Annotated in this window: 15 protein-coding genes; 11 read left to right on the forward strand and 4 right to left on the reverse strand. The window is 57.4% G+C overall.

Annotated elements, in window-relative coordinates; all coding sequences use genetic code 11:
* Window positions 1–82 precede the first annotated feature (82 nt).
* Genes cnbZ through ACR0AG_RS03000 form a run of 3 tightly spaced genes read right to left on the reverse strand, consistent with a single transcriptional unit; the run spans window position 83 to window position 3,513 of the window.
* Window positions 83–835 (reverse strand): 2-amino-5-chloromuconate deaminase CnbZ, encoded by a 753-nt coding sequence (gene cnbZ / locus ACR0AG_RS02990; protein ID WP_480836292.1) that lies wholly within the window; start codon window positions 833–835, stop codon window positions 83–85.
* 59 nt (window positions 836–894) lie between these two features.
* Entirely contained in the window at window positions 895–2,343 is a 1,449-nt protein-coding gene (locus tag ACR0AG_RS02995) for an aldehyde dehydrogenase family protein (protein ID WP_480836294.1), read from the reverse strand.
* Window positions 2,344–2,361: 18 nt separating this feature from the next.
* On the reverse strand, window positions 2,362–3,513 hold the full coding sequence (locus ACR0AG_RS03000) for an amidohydrolase family protein (RefSeq protein ID WP_480836295.1): 1,152 nt from the start codon (window positions 3,511–3,513) through the stop codon (window positions 2,362–2,364).
* Between the two features lie 217 nt (window positions 3,514–3,730).
* On the opposite strand from ACR0AG_RS03000, the gene ACR0AG_RS03005 reads away from it, so the two are divergent.
* The 7 genes from ACR0AG_RS03005 to ACR0AG_RS03035 all read left to right on the forward strand — a co-directional run bounded on the left by ACR0AG_RS03005 (window position 3,731) and on the right by ACR0AG_RS03035 (window position 10,571).
* A complete protein-coding gene (locus ACR0AG_RS03005; protein ID WP_480836297.1) occupies window positions 3,731–4,978 on the forward strand; it encodes an ABC transporter substrate-binding protein in 1,248 nt (415 codons plus the stop codon).
* A 108-nt stretch (window positions 4,979–5,086) separates the two neighbouring features.
* Window positions 5,087–5,980 (forward strand): carbohydrate ABC transporter permease, encoded by an 894-nt coding sequence (locus tag ACR0AG_RS03010; protein WP_480836299.1) that lies wholly within the window; start codon window positions 5,087–5,089, stop codon window positions 5,978–5,980.
* Window positions 5,980–6,810, forward strand: coding sequence for a carbohydrate ABC transporter permease (locus tag ACR0AG_RS03015; RefSeq protein ID WP_480836301.1), 831 nt, complete (start codon window positions 5,980–5,982; stop codon window positions 6,808–6,810). The genes ACR0AG_RS03010 and ACR0AG_RS03015 overlap by 1 nt, the downstream gene beginning before the upstream one ends.
* Complete coding sequence (locus ACR0AG_RS03020) at window positions 6,810–7,889, forward strand: ABC transporter ATP-binding protein (RefSeq protein ID WP_480836303.1); 1,080 nt, start codon at window positions 6,810–6,812, stop codon at window positions 7,887–7,889. Before ACR0AG_RS03015 ends, ACR0AG_RS03020 begins: the two co-directional genes overlap by 1 nt.
* Window positions 7,890–7,901: 12 nt before the next feature.
* Entirely contained in the window at window positions 7,902–8,549 is a 648-nt protein-coding gene (locus ACR0AG_RS03025) for a TetR/AcrR family transcriptional regulator (protein WP_480836304.1), read from the forward strand.
* A gap of 11 nt (window positions 8,550–8,560) precedes the next feature.
* A complete protein-coding gene (locus tag ACR0AG_RS03030) occupies window positions 8,561–9,646 on the forward strand; it encodes an alanine racemase (RefSeq protein WP_480836306.1) in 1,086 nt (361 codons plus the stop codon).
* 79 nt (window positions 9,647–9,725) lie between these two features.
* On the forward strand, window positions 9,726–10,571 hold the full coding sequence (locus ACR0AG_RS03035) for a fumarylacetoacetate hydrolase family protein (protein WP_480836308.1): 846 nt from the start codon (window positions 9,726–9,728) through the stop codon (window positions 10,569–10,571).
* Between the two features lie 128 nt (window positions 10,572–10,699).
* On the opposite strand, the gene ACR0AG_RS03040 is transcribed toward ACR0AG_RS03035, so the two are convergent.
* A complete protein-coding gene (locus tag ACR0AG_RS03040; protein ID WP_480836310.1) occupies window positions 10,700–11,368 on the reverse strand; it encodes a GntR family transcriptional regulator in 669 nt (222 codons plus the stop codon).
* A 130-nt stretch (window positions 11,369–11,498) separates the two neighbouring features.
* Here ACR0AG_RS03040 and ACR0AG_RS03045 point away from each other — a divergent pair, with 130 nt between their 5' ends.
* The 4 genes from ACR0AG_RS03045 to ACR0AG_RS03060 are packed head-to-tail and all read left to right on the forward strand — an operon-like array spanning window position 11,499 to window position 15,254.
* Window positions 11,499–12,443 (forward strand): class II glutamine amidotransferase domain-containing protein, encoded by a 945-nt coding sequence (locus tag ACR0AG_RS03045; RefSeq protein ID WP_480836312.1) that lies wholly within the window; start codon window positions 11,499–11,501, stop codon window positions 12,441–12,443.
* Window positions 12,440–13,153 (forward strand): GltB/FmdC/FwdC-like GXGXG domain-containing protein, encoded by a 714-nt coding sequence (locus tag ACR0AG_RS03050; RefSeq protein WP_480836315.1) that lies wholly within the window; start codon window positions 12,440–12,442, stop codon window positions 13,151–13,153. Before ACR0AG_RS03045 ends, ACR0AG_RS03050 begins: the two co-directional genes overlap by 4 nt.
* Entirely contained in the window at window positions 13,138–14,562 is a 1,425-nt protein-coding gene (locus ACR0AG_RS03055; protein WP_480836317.1) for an FMN-binding glutamate synthase family protein, read from the forward strand. The genes ACR0AG_RS03050 and ACR0AG_RS03055 overlap by 16 nt, the downstream gene beginning before the upstream one ends.
* Window positions 14,559–15,254, forward strand: a complete 696-nt coding sequence (locus ACR0AG_RS03060) for a type 1 glutamine amidotransferase (RefSeq protein WP_480836319.1) — start codon at window positions 14,559–14,561, stop codon at window positions 15,252–15,254. The genes ACR0AG_RS03055 and ACR0AG_RS03060 overlap by 4 nt, the downstream gene beginning before the upstream one ends.
* The last annotated feature ends 38 nt before the right edge of the window (window positions 15,255–15,292 follow it).

Below are 15,292 nucleotides of genomic sequence, written 5' to 3' on the forward strand. Positions count from 1 at the left end.
TGACCATGTGTCAGCCGGGACCATAGGGTTGCTGAGCGTGAATATGCAGGCAATTCGATCCGAGTTTCGGGACACACCACCCTCAGACGAGCATCTTTTCGACCAGAATTCGCCGCACGTCCATTTCGTAGTCCAGCGACACCAGCGGTGGGCGGGCATAGTGCCATGAGAACACGTTGGGAGATGCGCCTTGCGCGGCAATCTCTGCGCGCAGTTCCGCGTGAATGCCAAAAACAGTATAGAGATGCGCGTTTGTTGCCTGTCCCCAATCAAACGATAACGCAGCCATACGGCGTTTCATCTCTGCCAGGACCCAACTCGCCTTTTCCAGCATTGCCTCTTGGGATTGATCCCCAAGTCGTATGGCGCGATCGATGTAGTTTCCGTTGTCTTCAGGACATTCCGCGCTGCCAGAGATTACAAATGTTGGTTGGCCATGTTTGGCAGGCCGAGTATAGCAAAACGCATAAAAACAGGGTTCATCAGGTCCGCCCAGTTCGGGGCAAACACAGGACCGCGCAATGGGATTGCTATCGCCACTTGTGATGCCCCAGCGATCCAAAGTGCCAAAGTAAACGCGGTTGAAGTCTTCAAAACCGGCATCGGTAAAGGGGGCGGGAGAACGCAGTTCACAGGCGCAAAAGGCGGTCAGCGGGCGCCCCGCATCTGTCAGGTGCTTTTCGATTGCGGCGAAACCTTCTGTCAAAGGCACGAGATCGGGAAATCTGATCCGGACAATTTCATAACCCGGCAACGCGGATACTCCGCCTGAATATTGAAACACACCGTTCAGATAGGAATAGCCCGCGCCGCTCAATTCAATAACCTCAGACATGCTTTGTCCCTTCTCGTTTGGTCTTCTTGCGCGCGCAGCTTCCTTGAACGCGCGTGTGCCTATTGGATGTTGAACGTTATCGTTTTGGCCTCAGTCACCGCTTGGAGCGTATGTTTGCCGCCAAGACGTCCTATCCCGCTTTGCTTTCCCGGCGCTCCGCCGAAGGGCAGGTGAAGCTCCCAATAGGCGGTGGGATTGTTGACATTCACCAGCCCGGCCTGAAGCCGTTCGCCGAATTTGAATGCCCGGGACAGGTCCTTGGTATAGACCGCCGCCGCCAAACCGTGACTGGCAGCGTTTGCCGTTCGGATCAGATCGTCATCGTCTTCGCAGACGATAATGGGCGCGACAGGGCCAAAGGTTTCTTCTCTGTTCAAGAGCGCTTGGGGCGGGATGTTATCTATGACGGTCGGGGGGTAATACAGATCCGTTTGTTCTGATGTGCCAACGTGCCCCCCGGTCAACACTTCGCCACCCAAGGCGGTGGCATCGGTGACATGTTCTTTGATCTTTGCCAAAACGCTTGCGTTGTTTAGGGGGCCCATTGTCGTTGAGGGGTCCATTGGATCGCCATGAATGATCTTTTGCGCCCGGTCCTTCAGCTTCTGTGCAAGTTCCGCGTGGATAACGCGTGTTGTGAGGATACGCCCGGTTGCAGCGCAGACCTGACCCGCATTGAAGAAACTGCCGAATGCGGCGGCGTCAGCAGCGGCATCAAGGTCGGCATCATCCAGAACGATGATCGGGCCGTTGCCGCCCAGTTCCAGCAACATCGGTTTGCCCGCGCCACGCTGAGCGATTGTTTTTCCGGTGACCGGACTGCCGGTAAAGCCGATCCCGTCGGTGCCGGGGTTGGACACGATCTCGTCCCCTACGATGTCTCCGGGGCCGTGCACCAGATTGACCGCACCATCGGGCAATCCAGCCTCGGCCAGGCAGGCCATGAGCTTTGCCGCGCAGGCCGAAGTTGTGGGCGCAGGCACCCACACCACGCCGTTGCCTGCGGCCAGGCAGGGTGCAAGATACTCAACCGGAATGTTGATCGGAAAATTCCAGGGGGTGACAACGGCATAGACACCCCGCGCCTGACGATAGCTGATGGCGCGCACACCCGGCGTTTCCACCGGAATGTAAGACCCTTCCATCCACTTGATCAGTTCGCCCGCTTCGCGGAATCCGGTCGCAGCGGCGTCTACTTCGCCATAGGCTTCTGCGTGCATGGGTTTGCCCTGCTCTTCGGCCAGAATGCGGGCGAGGGCGTCGCGCCTGCCGGTGATGATCTCCGCCACCTTGAAACACAAGGCCGACCGTTCCCATGCTGTCATCGTAACCAGTGCTTCATGTCCCTTGCGCGCGGCGGCGACTGCGCTTTGTGCATCGACGCGATCGCTCTGGGCGACCTGTCCGATCACAGCGCCGGTGGCGGGGTTAGTCGTGTCGAATTCCGCCCCGCTTTGCGCATCGCACCATGCGCCATCAATGAAATTCTGGAATTTGCGCTGTGTCACTGCCATGCGTCCTTTCGGTTAATTTGCGATGCCATCCACACTTTCCTGCCTTATCACCGCGCCCCGTGTGATGAGATGCGTGCAGGACAGACCATCGGAGTAAGAGATGCTCTTACCCGAGGCATCGCTGAGCGATTTGGGCGTGCCATCCCGTTCGAAGATCGCGATATTGGCCAGATCGCCCACTGCGATCCGACCCAATTCGGGGTGTCCGATGACGGCGGCGGGCGTTGACGTTGTCGCCATAAGCGCCTGATCGAAACACACGCCAAGCGCCAACAGTTTGTTCATCGTGGTCAGCACGTCAAAGGCAGGGCCATTCACGCACATGCAATGGATATCAGAGCTGATAAGTTCCGGGACAAAGTCCTCGGCTAGCATCTGTCGGCATGTCTCAAAGCTGAAACCGCCCATGCCGTGGCCGATATCGAACAAAACGCCGCGTTCTCGCGCTGCCCAAGCCGCCTGCCGCACGGCGCCCTCGTGAACCGGGGCGTTGGGCTCGGGGCGGCTGCAATGGGTCAGGATATCGCCAGGCCTCAGGCGGTTGAGAATGTCGATAATATGGGGTGGTTCAAAATCAACATGGCACATCAGTGGAAGCCCCGCAGCCTCTGCCGCCTTCAGCCCAAGATCCAGGGCAAGTGCGCCGTTGTCACCGGCTGCCAGGCGGCCCGCGCGTACTTTGATCCCGACGACAAGGCCGGCGAATTCCCGGGCGGCTTCGACACAGGCCCCGACATCCAGCAATGATGGGTTCTCTGCTTCTCCGACCATGACCTTTGGCGAAAAGCCGTAGATCCCGGGGAAAGAGATGTTCAGGAAGGCAAACGTATTAAACGGGGATGGCCGGTGGATGAACTCTTGGAACCCCAGAATATTCCCCGCGCCGGAAGAGCCCGCATCCACGAACGTGCCAGTCCCTGATCGCAAGGCGACCTGTTCTGGTTTGACGCTCAGCGCCGTCGCCCCCCAGTAGATATGCGTGTGAATATCGGTCAGCGCAGGGGTGACGATCTGGCCGGTGGCATCCAATGTTTGTATATCCCTGACGGTTAAATTTTCGCCGGTCTGCTCGATCGCACCATCGCGAATCAGGATGTCTGCCTGCAGGGGTGCCTGGCCGGGATTGGCGTAAACGGTGCCGTTCTTCACCAAGATATCATTCATGAAACTGCTGTGCTTCCTGCTGTTTCGAAGGGCCGATAGAAGATAAAAACGGTGCCCTTTCAAGCCATCGCAGTGACGAATATACTGTTCCGACTGGTCAGTCAACATATACGTACTGACCAGTCAGTCAGTATTGACAGAATGATTATCTGCCACTACCCCTGGTCTCGCAAATCGACAACTCGGTCGGCATTTTGCAAAAAACAGGAGGTCATTTATGCTTTTGAAAGCGAAGAAAAGATCAGGTGTCGCGCTTGCGGCTCTTGCTGCGATGGCGACAACGCTCGCCGCTGTTCCTGCCGCATTTGCGCAAGAGACTGTTCGCGTCCGTTTCGCGGAATACAGCACGAAAACCGGCCCGTTCTTCAAAGAGCTGGCCGCAGAATTCAATGCCAGCCAGGATGAGATTGAAGTCGTGGTCGAGCATCTTCCATGGCCGGAAATGCAGCAACAACTGATCACCGATATCTCGGCGGGCACTGCCCCGGATATATCGCATATGGCAACGCGCTGGATGGCCGGTTTTGCCGAAGATGGCGCGCTGGCCCCAATCGATGATCTGATGAGCGATGGGTTTGCCGAAACCTTTGTGCCCACCTTCCTTGATCTTCAGAAAGTGGACGGCCAAACCTGGGGCCTGCCGATTGCTGCCTCGGCCAGGGGAATGTTTTACAACAAGGACCTTCTGGAGCAAGCGGGCGTCGAGGTTCCGACCACCTGGGAAGAAACCCTGGCTGCCGCCGAGAAGATCGCGGCGCTGAACGATGAAGTCTACGGCATTGGCGTGCAGGGCTCGGGTCTTGATACCGAGGGGTATTGGTTCTACTCGCTCTGGACCCATGGCGGTGACATTCTGAACGAAGACGGCACCAGCGGGTTCGCATCTGACGCGGCGGTTGCAGCGACTCAAACCTATATCGACCTGATAGATGCCGGTGTAACCCAGCCAGGTGTTCTGGGATCGAACCGTGAAGATCTGCAGAACCTGTTTACCGCGGGCAAGCTGGGTATCGTGCTGTCCGGCCCCTGGCTGAACGGTCAGTTGGCAGACGAGGCGCCTGACCTGAACTACGGCATTGCCGAGATCCCGGTGACCACGGATCGCGCCACATATGGGGTGACCGATACGATCTCGATCCTGGCGGATTCCGAGGTAAAAGGTTCTGCGATGAAGGTTCTGGAGTTTTTCTTCAATGATGAAAACCGTCTGGCCTTTGGCAAGAACGAAGGGTTCGTACCGGTCCTGAATTCGATGGCGAATGAGCCGTACTTTACTGACGATCCGAACATGGCTGTGTTCCTGGATATGTCGCCTGTTGCCAAATTCGCGCCTCTCGTTCCCAACTGGGAAGAAATGGCGGAAAGCCTGAAGGCATCTTTGGCGAAGGCCTATTCGGGAGAGCAGGATCCTGCGACGGCCCTGGCTTCGGCGGCTGACAAGATGAACCAGTTGCTGAACGAATAACTGTCTCCCTCCCAGAGCGCCCGGCATTTTCGCTTTGGCAAGGTGCTGGGCGTGCGAAGGGGACGAAACGGCGAAACCAGAATTCACACTGTGAACAGAGGCAATTCTATGGTTGCGAAGCCAAGGAAGAAGTCCGATCGAAACTACTCCGGGCTTTTGTTCATCATTCCGAGCATTGCGCTGTCGCTGACCATCATCGGCTATCCAATTTTCGAAGTCATTCGGATGTCTGTGATGGATGTAAACAGGTTCGGAAAGATCAAGGGATTTGAAGGATTCGGTAACTTTATCAAAGTGTTTAACGATCCCATCTTCATTCAGATCAGCTGGCAAACGCTTATTTGGACATGCTGTGTTGTGGGTGGAACGGTTCTGATTTCCATTCCCGTCGCGATCATTTTGAACGAAGAATTCCGGGGCCGTGCAGTGGCAAGAACAATCATTCTGCTGCCTTGGGCCGTGTCCCTTGCGATGACCGCACTTGTGTGGCGCTTTGTGGTAAATGGTGATTTTGGAACGCTCAATCTGGCTTTGACGCGGCTGGGGCTGCCCTTCAACAATCACCCGTGGCTGGCAAGCGCACGCAGTGCGTTCACCATCGAGATCCTGATCGGTATTCTGGTGTCCATACCCTTTACCGTGACAATCCTGTTGGGGGGCCTGACTTCGATTCCGGTCACACTCTATGAAGCGGCGGCCATGGACGGTGCAACGAAATGGCAAAGCCTGCGGCGGATCACCTTGCCCCTGCTGCGGCCGTTTCTACAGATCGCCGTCGTTCTGAATGTCATCTATGTCTTCAACTCGTTCCCGATCATCTGGATCATGACAAATGGTGGCCCCGCGAATGGCACCGATATCCTTGTGACCTATGTTTACAAACAGGCATTTGCCTTTGGAAAACTGGATACCGCTGCTGCCGGGTCCGTGCTGATGTTCCTGATGCTGCTTGCGTTCTCGATCCTGTATCTCTTCATGACCCGACAGAAAGGTGCTGCCTGATGTCGCGCGAACTCAAACGTACTTTGGTGTGTTGGGGGTGCTTGTCGCCGCTGATGATCGTCATCCTCTTTCCCTATGCCACCATGCTGTCGACGGCGCTCAAGCGGAAGGATGAAATCTTTCAATTCGAGGTCACGTGGTTGCCTGACAGCCTCTATCTTGGCAATTTCATAGACCTTTTCGTGAACCGCGGCTTTGGCCGAGCGATCCTGAACTCTCTCTATATCAGCGTCGGAGCCACGCTGGTCTCGCTGATCGTAGCCATGCCAGCCGCCTATGCACTGTCGCGTTTGAAAATACCGGGGCAGGGCGCGTTTCGCACCTATCTGTTACTTACTCAGATGATTTCGCCGATTGTTCTGATCGTCGGCCTGTTCCGCCTGTTTGCCTTCCTCGGAATGATTAACAACCTCAATGCTTTGGTGCTTGCGCACAGCGCCTTCTACATGGCCTTTGCGGTCTGGATGCTGCAAAGCTATTTCGACACGATCCCCAAAGACATCGAGGAAGCGGCCTGGATGGATGGCGCCAGCCGCTTTGCTTCGTTTCGCCGCGTGTTCCTGCCGCTGTGTTTGCCGGGTATCGCGGTGACTTCGTTGTTCACCTTCGTAAACAGCTGGAACGAATATGCGATGTCCTTGACCATTCTAAGGGAAGGCGCGCTGCAAACCGCACCGGTCCGGATCGCTTTCCTGACCGGCACGCTCTATGAAACCGAGTGGAACATTATCATGGCAGCGACACTGATTGCGACGGTTCCCGTCGCCATCGTCTTTGCATCAATCCAGAGCTACCTGATCCGGGGTCTGTCCCTCGGAGGAGTTAAGTAATGTCATCAATCTCAGTCAAAAACCTCACCAAATCCTACGGGAATGTGCAGGTACTTCATGGCATCGACCTGGAGATCGAAAGCGAAGAATTCGTGGTGCTTGTTGGCCCGTCGGGGTGCGGGAAATCGACGCTTCTGCGAATGATCGCGGGTCTTGAAGACATCACCGGTGGGGATCTGCATATCGATGGAACCCGGGTGAACGCGATCAGCCCGCAAAAGCGCGATCTGGCCATGGTGTTCCAGTCCTATGCGCTTTACCCCCATATGTCGGTGGCCGAGAATATGGGCTTCTCGCTTTCTCTCAAGGGTGAGCCCAAATCCGCAATTGAAAAAGAGGTCAACGAAGCGGCGCGGATACTGCATCTCGAAGACTATCTTGATCGCCTGCCGAAGAATTTGTCCGGCGGACAGCGCCAACGTGTTGCAATGGGACGTGCGATTGTACGGCATCCAAAAGCCTTTTTGTTCGACGAACCGCTGTCCAACCTGGATGCCAAATTGCGCACGCATATGAGGGCGGAAATCAAACAACTGCATCAGACGCTCAGAGCGACGTCAATCTATGTCACGCATGATCAGATCGAGGCGATGACGCTTGCTGATCGCATTGTTGTATTGAATGCAGGCCATATCGAGCAGGTTGGAACGCCGCTAGAGCTGTTCGACCGACCACAAACCAAATTTGTGGCAGGCTTCATTGGTTCACCTACGATGAATTTCTTCGAGAGTATCGTGGAGATTGCAGGCGAGGGGCCAGTGATCCGGGTGGGGGGGTGCGCTGTTCCGGTTCCGGAAAGTGACGGCATCAAACGTGGTGATGCAATTGTGGTCGGCGTTCGCCCCCAACACCTGCGCGCTGAAAAAAGCGCACAGCCCTCTGGCGGAATGAAGGCGACCGTCGAACTGGTAGAGCAAACGGGAACCGAGACAAACTTGATATTGGCGGTGGCCGGACAGAGCATCACATTGCAAACTAAAGACAGGCTGCTTGTCCAAACCGGAGACTCGTTGACACTCAGCATCGATACCGAAAACATGCATGTTTTTACCCCTGACGGCGGCAAAAGACTGAACTAGAGCGAGTAAGAAATGTCAAAACAAACTGCGCGACAGAAAACGCGGGATCCGGAAAGAAAGTCAAAGCTCATTCTGAAGGCCGCTCGCAAAGAATTCGCCACGGCCGGGTTTGACGGTGCCCGCGTCGACAAGATCGCAGCAAAATCAAAATACTCGAAAGGGCTGATCTACCACCACTTTCAATCGAAAGACATGTTGTTCAGATCGGTTCTTGAGCAGCTCTACCAGGAACTGAGCGAAGAGAACAAAGAACTCTATCTGGAAGATTTTGAGCCGGAAGCAGGCGTCGTGCGCCTTATCGAACATACTTTTGATTACTTCAGCAAGAACCCTGAATTCATCACCTTGGTCAATGCCGAAAACCTGATGAAGGCACAGCATCTGAAGAAATCAGAAAATGTTCGAAAGTCGTTTGAACCTTTGCGGGAAAGCCTGGATGGGCTGCTGAAGAAAGGGGCGCAATCCGGGTTGTTCCGGTCAGATGTGGATTCGACCGAGCTCTATATTTCCATTGTCGGGCTGGGGTATTTTTACCTGTCGAACTTGCACACACTCAGTATTGTTTTCGATACCTCGCTTGGCGATCTGGATTCTATCGCGTCTCGCAGAGAGCACATCAAAGATGTGATTCTGGGGTATCTGAAAAACAGCAGCGCGTAGATGGGGTAGAGATGCTGCTTTCCCAATTCCCCGCTACTCAGATTCGCTGGAAAGATCACGTCGATACGCCCGCTGTGGTCGTCGATCTTGATATTGTCGAGCGCAACATCCTGCGCGGGGCAGAGTTTTCGGCAGGCGCAGGGGTCGATTTTCGACCTCACATCAAGACCCATAAGATCCCGGCCCTCGCGCATGCTCAACTTGAGGCAGGCGCAAAGGGCATTACCGCCCAGAAAATATCAGAAGCCGAAGTCATGGCCGATGCCGGGATCGACAATATACTGATATCCTACAACATTCTGGGTGAGAAAAAGCTCGAACGCCTCAGAAATCTGTCAAAGCGGGTTCGCCTTCAAACAGTGGCTGACAACGCTACGGTGGTACAGGGGCTCGCCGATGCGTTTGCGGGGGCCGAAGCACCTTTGCCCGTCCTCGTTGAAATCGATGGGATGCTAAGGCGTTGCGGTGTGCAATCCGCCGAGCAGGCCCTTGCACTCGCCCAGCAAATCGACGCAGCGCCGGGGCTGAGGTTTCTTGGATTCATGGTCTACCCGGCACCAAACCAATGGCAGGCCGCGCAGTCCTTTCTAGCAGATTGCAAAACGCTGGCCGCGGCTCACGGCCTGAAACCACAGGTTCTTTCCTCGGGTGGTTCGCCAGACATGGTCAGGCTTGTGATCGACGCAAACGTTACCGAATATCGCGCGGGCAGCTATATCTACAATGACCGTTCGCTTGTCGCGGCCGGTCGCGTTCAGATGTCGGACTGTGCTCTTTCTGTGTTTACGACTGTTGTCAGTAGGCCAACAAGCACGCGGGCGATTGTTGATGCCGGCAGCAAGTCACTGTCCTCGGACCTTTTTGGGCTAGAGGGATTTGGCATGATCGCCGCCCGACCGGATGCAGATATCTTTGCGCTCAGCGAAGAACATGGCCATATCGAATTCTCGGACGCCCCGCCAAAAGTGGGCGCGCGTCTGTCGATCATCCCCAACCATGCCTGTGTCGTATCAAATCTTGTCGACAGCGTTCAGTTTGTCCGAGGGGACCATTGGGTTTGTGAACACCCCGTCGCGGCACGCGGTACGACGCAATAGTGCAAGCGATGGAAAAGATCACGGACAGTGCCAGGGTCCCGGACGGGCTCTGGCCAGTTTGCCCCGGGAGAGGAAAAGAATGAAACTATTGCGAAATGGTGCGAAAGGCGCAGAAAAACCTGGTCTTCTTGACGAAGATGGTGCGATCCGGGATCTGTCAGAGGTTGTCGAGGATGTCGATGGCAGGGCTTTGACGCCCGAGGCGCTTGAAAAGCTTGCCGGTCTGGATGTGTCCGCATTGCCTGTTGTGGATGGTGCGCCGCGTATCGGGCCCTGCGTCGGAAACGTCGGCAAACTGATCGCGATAGGTTTGAACTATTATGATCACGCTAAAGAAAGCGGACATCCCGTTCCCCGAGAACCGATTGTCTTTATGAAAGCCACAAGTGCCATCTCGGGGCCCAACGACGATGTTGAGATGCCCGCTGGTGCAGGAAAGCTGGACTGGGAAGTAGAGCTTGCCTTTGTGATCGGCACGCGTGCGAAACGTGTCTCAAAAGGGGATGCCCTGACCCATGTGGCCGGGTATTGCATCTGCAACGACGTTTCGGAACGCCACTGGCAGGTCGAGCGTGAGGGTCAATGGACAAAAGGTAAAAGTCACGACACGTTTGGTCCGCTGGGCCCCTGGCTGGTGACCCGGGACGAAGTGCCGGATGTAGGGTGCCTGAACATGACGCTCGACGTAAATGGCGTTCGGCGGCAATCCGGAACGACCCGGGAAATGATCTTTGACGTTGAGTACCTGATACACTACCTGAGCCAATTCATGACGCTCAATCCCGGTGATATCGTGACGACAGGCACGCCTCCGGGCGTCGGGCTTGGCATGAAGCCCCAGGTGTTTCTCAGCGATGGGGATGTGATGACGCTGTCAATTGATGGGCTTGGGCAGCAGCAACAAACCGTAAGATTGCTTGCATAGATGTGCGAAACAATCGGCGGGCTTAAGGCCTAGAGATCCGGGTCAATCTGCCAATGTGTAAGACAGCGCAACACGGGCGGTGAACGAACGCGAGCGCCCGTGGATGAGAACCTTCCGGTGTGTTCGTGTCAGTCGGAAATCTTGTTCAGCCCTTCGATTTGCAAATCGAACCCTTCTTGTATGTGGCGCGTGAACGATTCCAATGCCTCGGTCACATCGCGGGACGCGATCGCATCAACCAATGTCAGGTGGCTGCCAAGAGACTTGGAGATACCGACATTCTCGATTGCTGAAAACAAATGAAACGCCATCGCTTTTCCCCAGATCATGTCGAACATGTCGATCAGGAACTTGTTTCCGGCTTCGACCATGAAGGCGCGGTGGATGCGGCGGTTGGCGACGAAATAGTCGCGGGTCGTGGGGTTGGCCAAATTCTCTTCGCGGCGGATCAATTCGCGCAACCGGTCAAGCACGGCCTCGTCCGCGTGAACAGCCAATATGCGCGCGGCCTGGCCCTCAATCGCGGCGCGTGCCTGGTATAGCTGGCGCACTTCGTTTTGATCCATATGGGCCAGGCGAAATCCGCCGCTTGCGGCCACCTCCAGCACGCCTTCGGTCTCAAGACGCATCAGGGCTTCGCGCACGGGAGTGCGGCTGATGTTCAACTCAGCAGCCAGCTTTTCCTGTACCAACCGGTCCTCGGCGGTGATATCACGACTCATGATGGCCTCGACCAATTGGTCATAGACATCATCGGCAAGCCGTCTGCGCTGTGTCTTGATCTGTTTCAGTGCCACGCTCGGCCTCTCTTTTTTCAGTTCTTTTGAATTCTGTATTCAAAAAAGCAGCGGCTGCCAAGGTGAATAGGGTTGCTATTGCTCGTGTACTGTATACAGTATACAGACGCGAATGAACAGGGAGCTCTTCATGTGTGGAATTGCTGGCAGGATACTGGCGGCCCCCGGTAAGGTCGGCGCGGACCTGGTTGACCTGATGGATGCGCAGGAACACCGGGGCGCGGACAGCACCGGGTTTGCCGTCTATGGCCCACCGCGCGAGACCGGTTATGTGCTGCGGGGGATGGGATTTGACAAGACCCGGATGGATTCGGATCTTGAGACATTCAAATCCATCCTGCGCGCCCATCAAAGCGATTTCCTGTCCGATCCGGTGATCGTGACAGACCAGAACCGCCATTACTGCTTTCGGATGGAAATCTCGGACCCGTCGAACCTGCAGGCCTGGGTGGCGGATGCGGATGAGCTGACGGACCGGATCGAGGTGCAGTCCTGCGGTCGCAGCCTTGAGATCATCAAGGATATCGGTGGGGCCGGGGATGTGGCCGACAAGCACGGGGTGCGCGACATGATCGGCACGCACGGGCTGGGCCATGCGCGGCTGGCCACCGAAAGCTCGGTCCTGCCCAATGCCTCGCACCCGTTCTGGGCACGGCCGTTCTCGGATGTGGCGATTGTGCATAACGGGCAGATCACCGACTATTTCACCTGGCGTGACCGTCTGACCCGCATGGGCTATCGCTTTTTGACCGAAAACGACAGCGAGCTGATTGCGGTTTGGGTCAGCGACCAGATGAAGGCCGGGCTGACGATGGAGCAGGCGCTGAAGAAATCCATCACCTCGATTGACGGGGTCTTTACCTACATGATCGCCACCCCGGACGGGATCGGCTTTGCCAAGGACCGCTTTGCGATGAAGCCGCTGGTGGTGGTCAACCGCAACGGTGATTTGGCCGCCGCGACCGAGGAACAGGCGGTGCGGCGCGTGATGACCGAGGAATGCGATGTCATCAACTATGACGGCCCCTCGCTGACCGGCATCTGGGGCGTCGGCAACCGGAGTTTGGCAGCATGAACAAGGTGGCACCAAAGCTGGACGAAATCGTCATCGAGGTCGGCGACCGCCATATCCGCGAGGTCAATCAGGACATCATGGCCGCCTGCGCGACGGGGCGGCCGATCCGGGTGGTCAACACCTTGTCGCGGCACAATCTGGGCGTGGGCCTGCCGGACAATGTGGACATCACCTTTGAAGGTTCGGTCGGCTATTACTGCGGCGGCCTGAACACCGGCGCCAACATCTCGATCGAACGGAATTGCGGCTGGGCCGTGGGCGAGGGGATGGCCAAGGGCCATATCACTGTTGGCGGCTATGCGGGCATGTCCTGCGGGGCGGCAATGATCGGCGGCACCATCCATGTCAAAGGCGACGCTGGCCCAAGGGTCGGCGTGGCGATGAAGGGTGGCAATATCGTGGTCGAAGGCAAGATCGGCTATCAATCCGGCTTCATGGCCCATTCCGGGCGGATCATCGCCCTGGGTGGTGCGGGCGAATCCTGCGCCGATGCGCTGTGGGAAGGCGAGGTCTGGGTTGCCGGTGAGATCGACAGCCTTGGCGTCGATGTCGACGTGATCGAACCCACCGCCGAAGAAGTGGCCGAGGTGGACGCCATCCTCGATCCGCTGGGGCTGGCCGACAGCTCTCGCAACTGGCGCAAGATGGTCTCGGGCCAGCGCCTTTGGTATTTTGAAAGCAGGGATGCAACCGCATGGCTCATGATCTGAGTAAACCTTATGAATATCCGTTCGACGTCGCATCCGAAGAGGAAATCAGGTTCCGCGATGCGGGCGCGATTGACGGGCGGCCCGCCGGTGTGCCCTCATCCTACGACGAAGGCGGGTCGACCCGCTGGACACCCGAGGCGATTTCCGAGGTGCACGCGCTGGCGCAGCTGGGCCGCTATCAGGTGCGCGGTTACAACACGTTCAACAAGCAGCTGCCCACCTTTGACGACCTGACATTTGTTCCGGCCACCATGACCCGGCTGCCATTGGAAGGCTATCGCGAAAGTTGCGATACCACGACGGTTCTGGGCGGCGGGCGTGGTCTGGTGGAAAAACCGCTGGAGCTGAAAATCCCGATCTATATCGCGTCGATGTCCTTTGGCGCGCTGTCGGCCTCGGCCAAGGCATCGCTGGGCTATGGCGCGTCAAAAGCGGGCACCATGACCTGCACCGGCGAAGGCGGTATGCTGGAAGAAGAGCGCGAAGCTTCGCAGCGGTTGCTGTACCAGATGTCTCCGGCCCGGTATGGCGTCGATCTGGACCATTTGCGCCGCGCCGATGCGTTGGAGCTGGTGGTGGGGCAGGGGGCCAAACCGGGCACCGGCGGGTTGCTGCTGGGCATGAAGGTCAGCCCGCGCGTCAGTGAGATGCGTACGCTGCCCGAAGGGGTCGACCAACGCTCGACCATCCGCCACCCTGATTTTCTGGGGGCCGACGATCTGGCTGTCAAGATCGAGGAATTGCGGATCGCCACCAATTATCAGGTTCCGATCTTTATCAAGATGGGCGCGACACGGCCACGGTTCGACGTGGCGGTTGCGGCCAAGGCAGGCGCGGATGTGGTGGTGGTCGACGGGGCCGAAGGTGGCACCGGGGCGTCACCCGAATTGCTGCTGAACCACACCGGCATCCCCACCATGAGCGCCATTCGCGCCGCGCGCGAGGCGCTGGACGATTGCGGCATGACGGGCAAGGTTTCGTTGGTGGCTGCGGGCGGCATCCGCTCGGGCGTGGACGCGGCCAAATGTCTGGCGCTGGGGGCCGATGCGGTGATGATCGGCAATGCGGCGATGGTTGCGCTGGGGTGCAACAGCCCAAGATATCTTGAGGATTATCAGGCGCTTGGAACTTCACCCGGAGCGTGCCACCATTGCCACACGGGCCGCTGCCCGGTGGGGATCGCAACACAGGACAAGGATCTTGAGGCGCGCATGAACCCTCATGCCGGGGCCGAACGCGTTGCCCGCTATCTGACCGCCATGACGATGGAGATCACGGCGCTGGCTAAGGCCTGCGGCAAATCCTCGGTGCACAATCTGGAAACCGAAGACCTGCGCGCGCTCAGCTTCCAGGCCTCGGCCTTCACCGGTGTGAAAATGGCCGGGATCGACCGGGCCTATGACTGGTGAGGATTGCGCAGCTTGAACTGACCGGCCACCCGTCACCCTTGTTGGACGGGTTGCCGCGCACGGCGCAGCAGATCAAGGCCTGGCTTGAGCCGCATTTGCACGAGGCCACCTTTACCACCACCAATGTCGTCGACGGCGCGCCGCTGCCCGAGTACCGGGATTTCGATGGGGTGATTGTTGGCGGGTCCGAGTTCGGTATCTATGACGACACCCCGTGGATGCAGCCTTTGCGCCAGTTTCTGACCGGGTGCCGGGACCACAAAAAACCGGTCTTCGGTATCTGTTTTGGCCATCAGATCATGGCCGACGTGTTTGGTGGGCGGGCCGAAAAGGCGAGTGTCGGCAATATCGTCGGCGCGCGGCCCTTTCGGTATCACGGCGACCCGGTGGAAGCCTATGTCTGGCATCAGGATCAGGTGACGCAGGTGCCCGGTGGCGCGCGGATCACCGCCTCGGCCAGTCACTGCCCGGTCGGGGCGCTGGATTATGATTTTGCCGCGCGGTCAGTTCAGTTTCACCCCGAATACAGGGCCGACCACCTGACCACGCTGTTCACCCGTGGACGCGACATTTTCCTGCCCGCCGATCTGGCCGATGCAGGGCTGGATACGCTGCAATCCGCGCATGTTCCCGATGATCTGGCCGCCGCGCAAGCAGCCCAGCTGTTTCGCGGGCAGTACCTGCCGGGTTGATCCGGGGCAATTGATCCTGATCAAGTGCCGTTTCTCCG

This window comes from Ruegeria sp. H6, assembly GCF_056532975.1.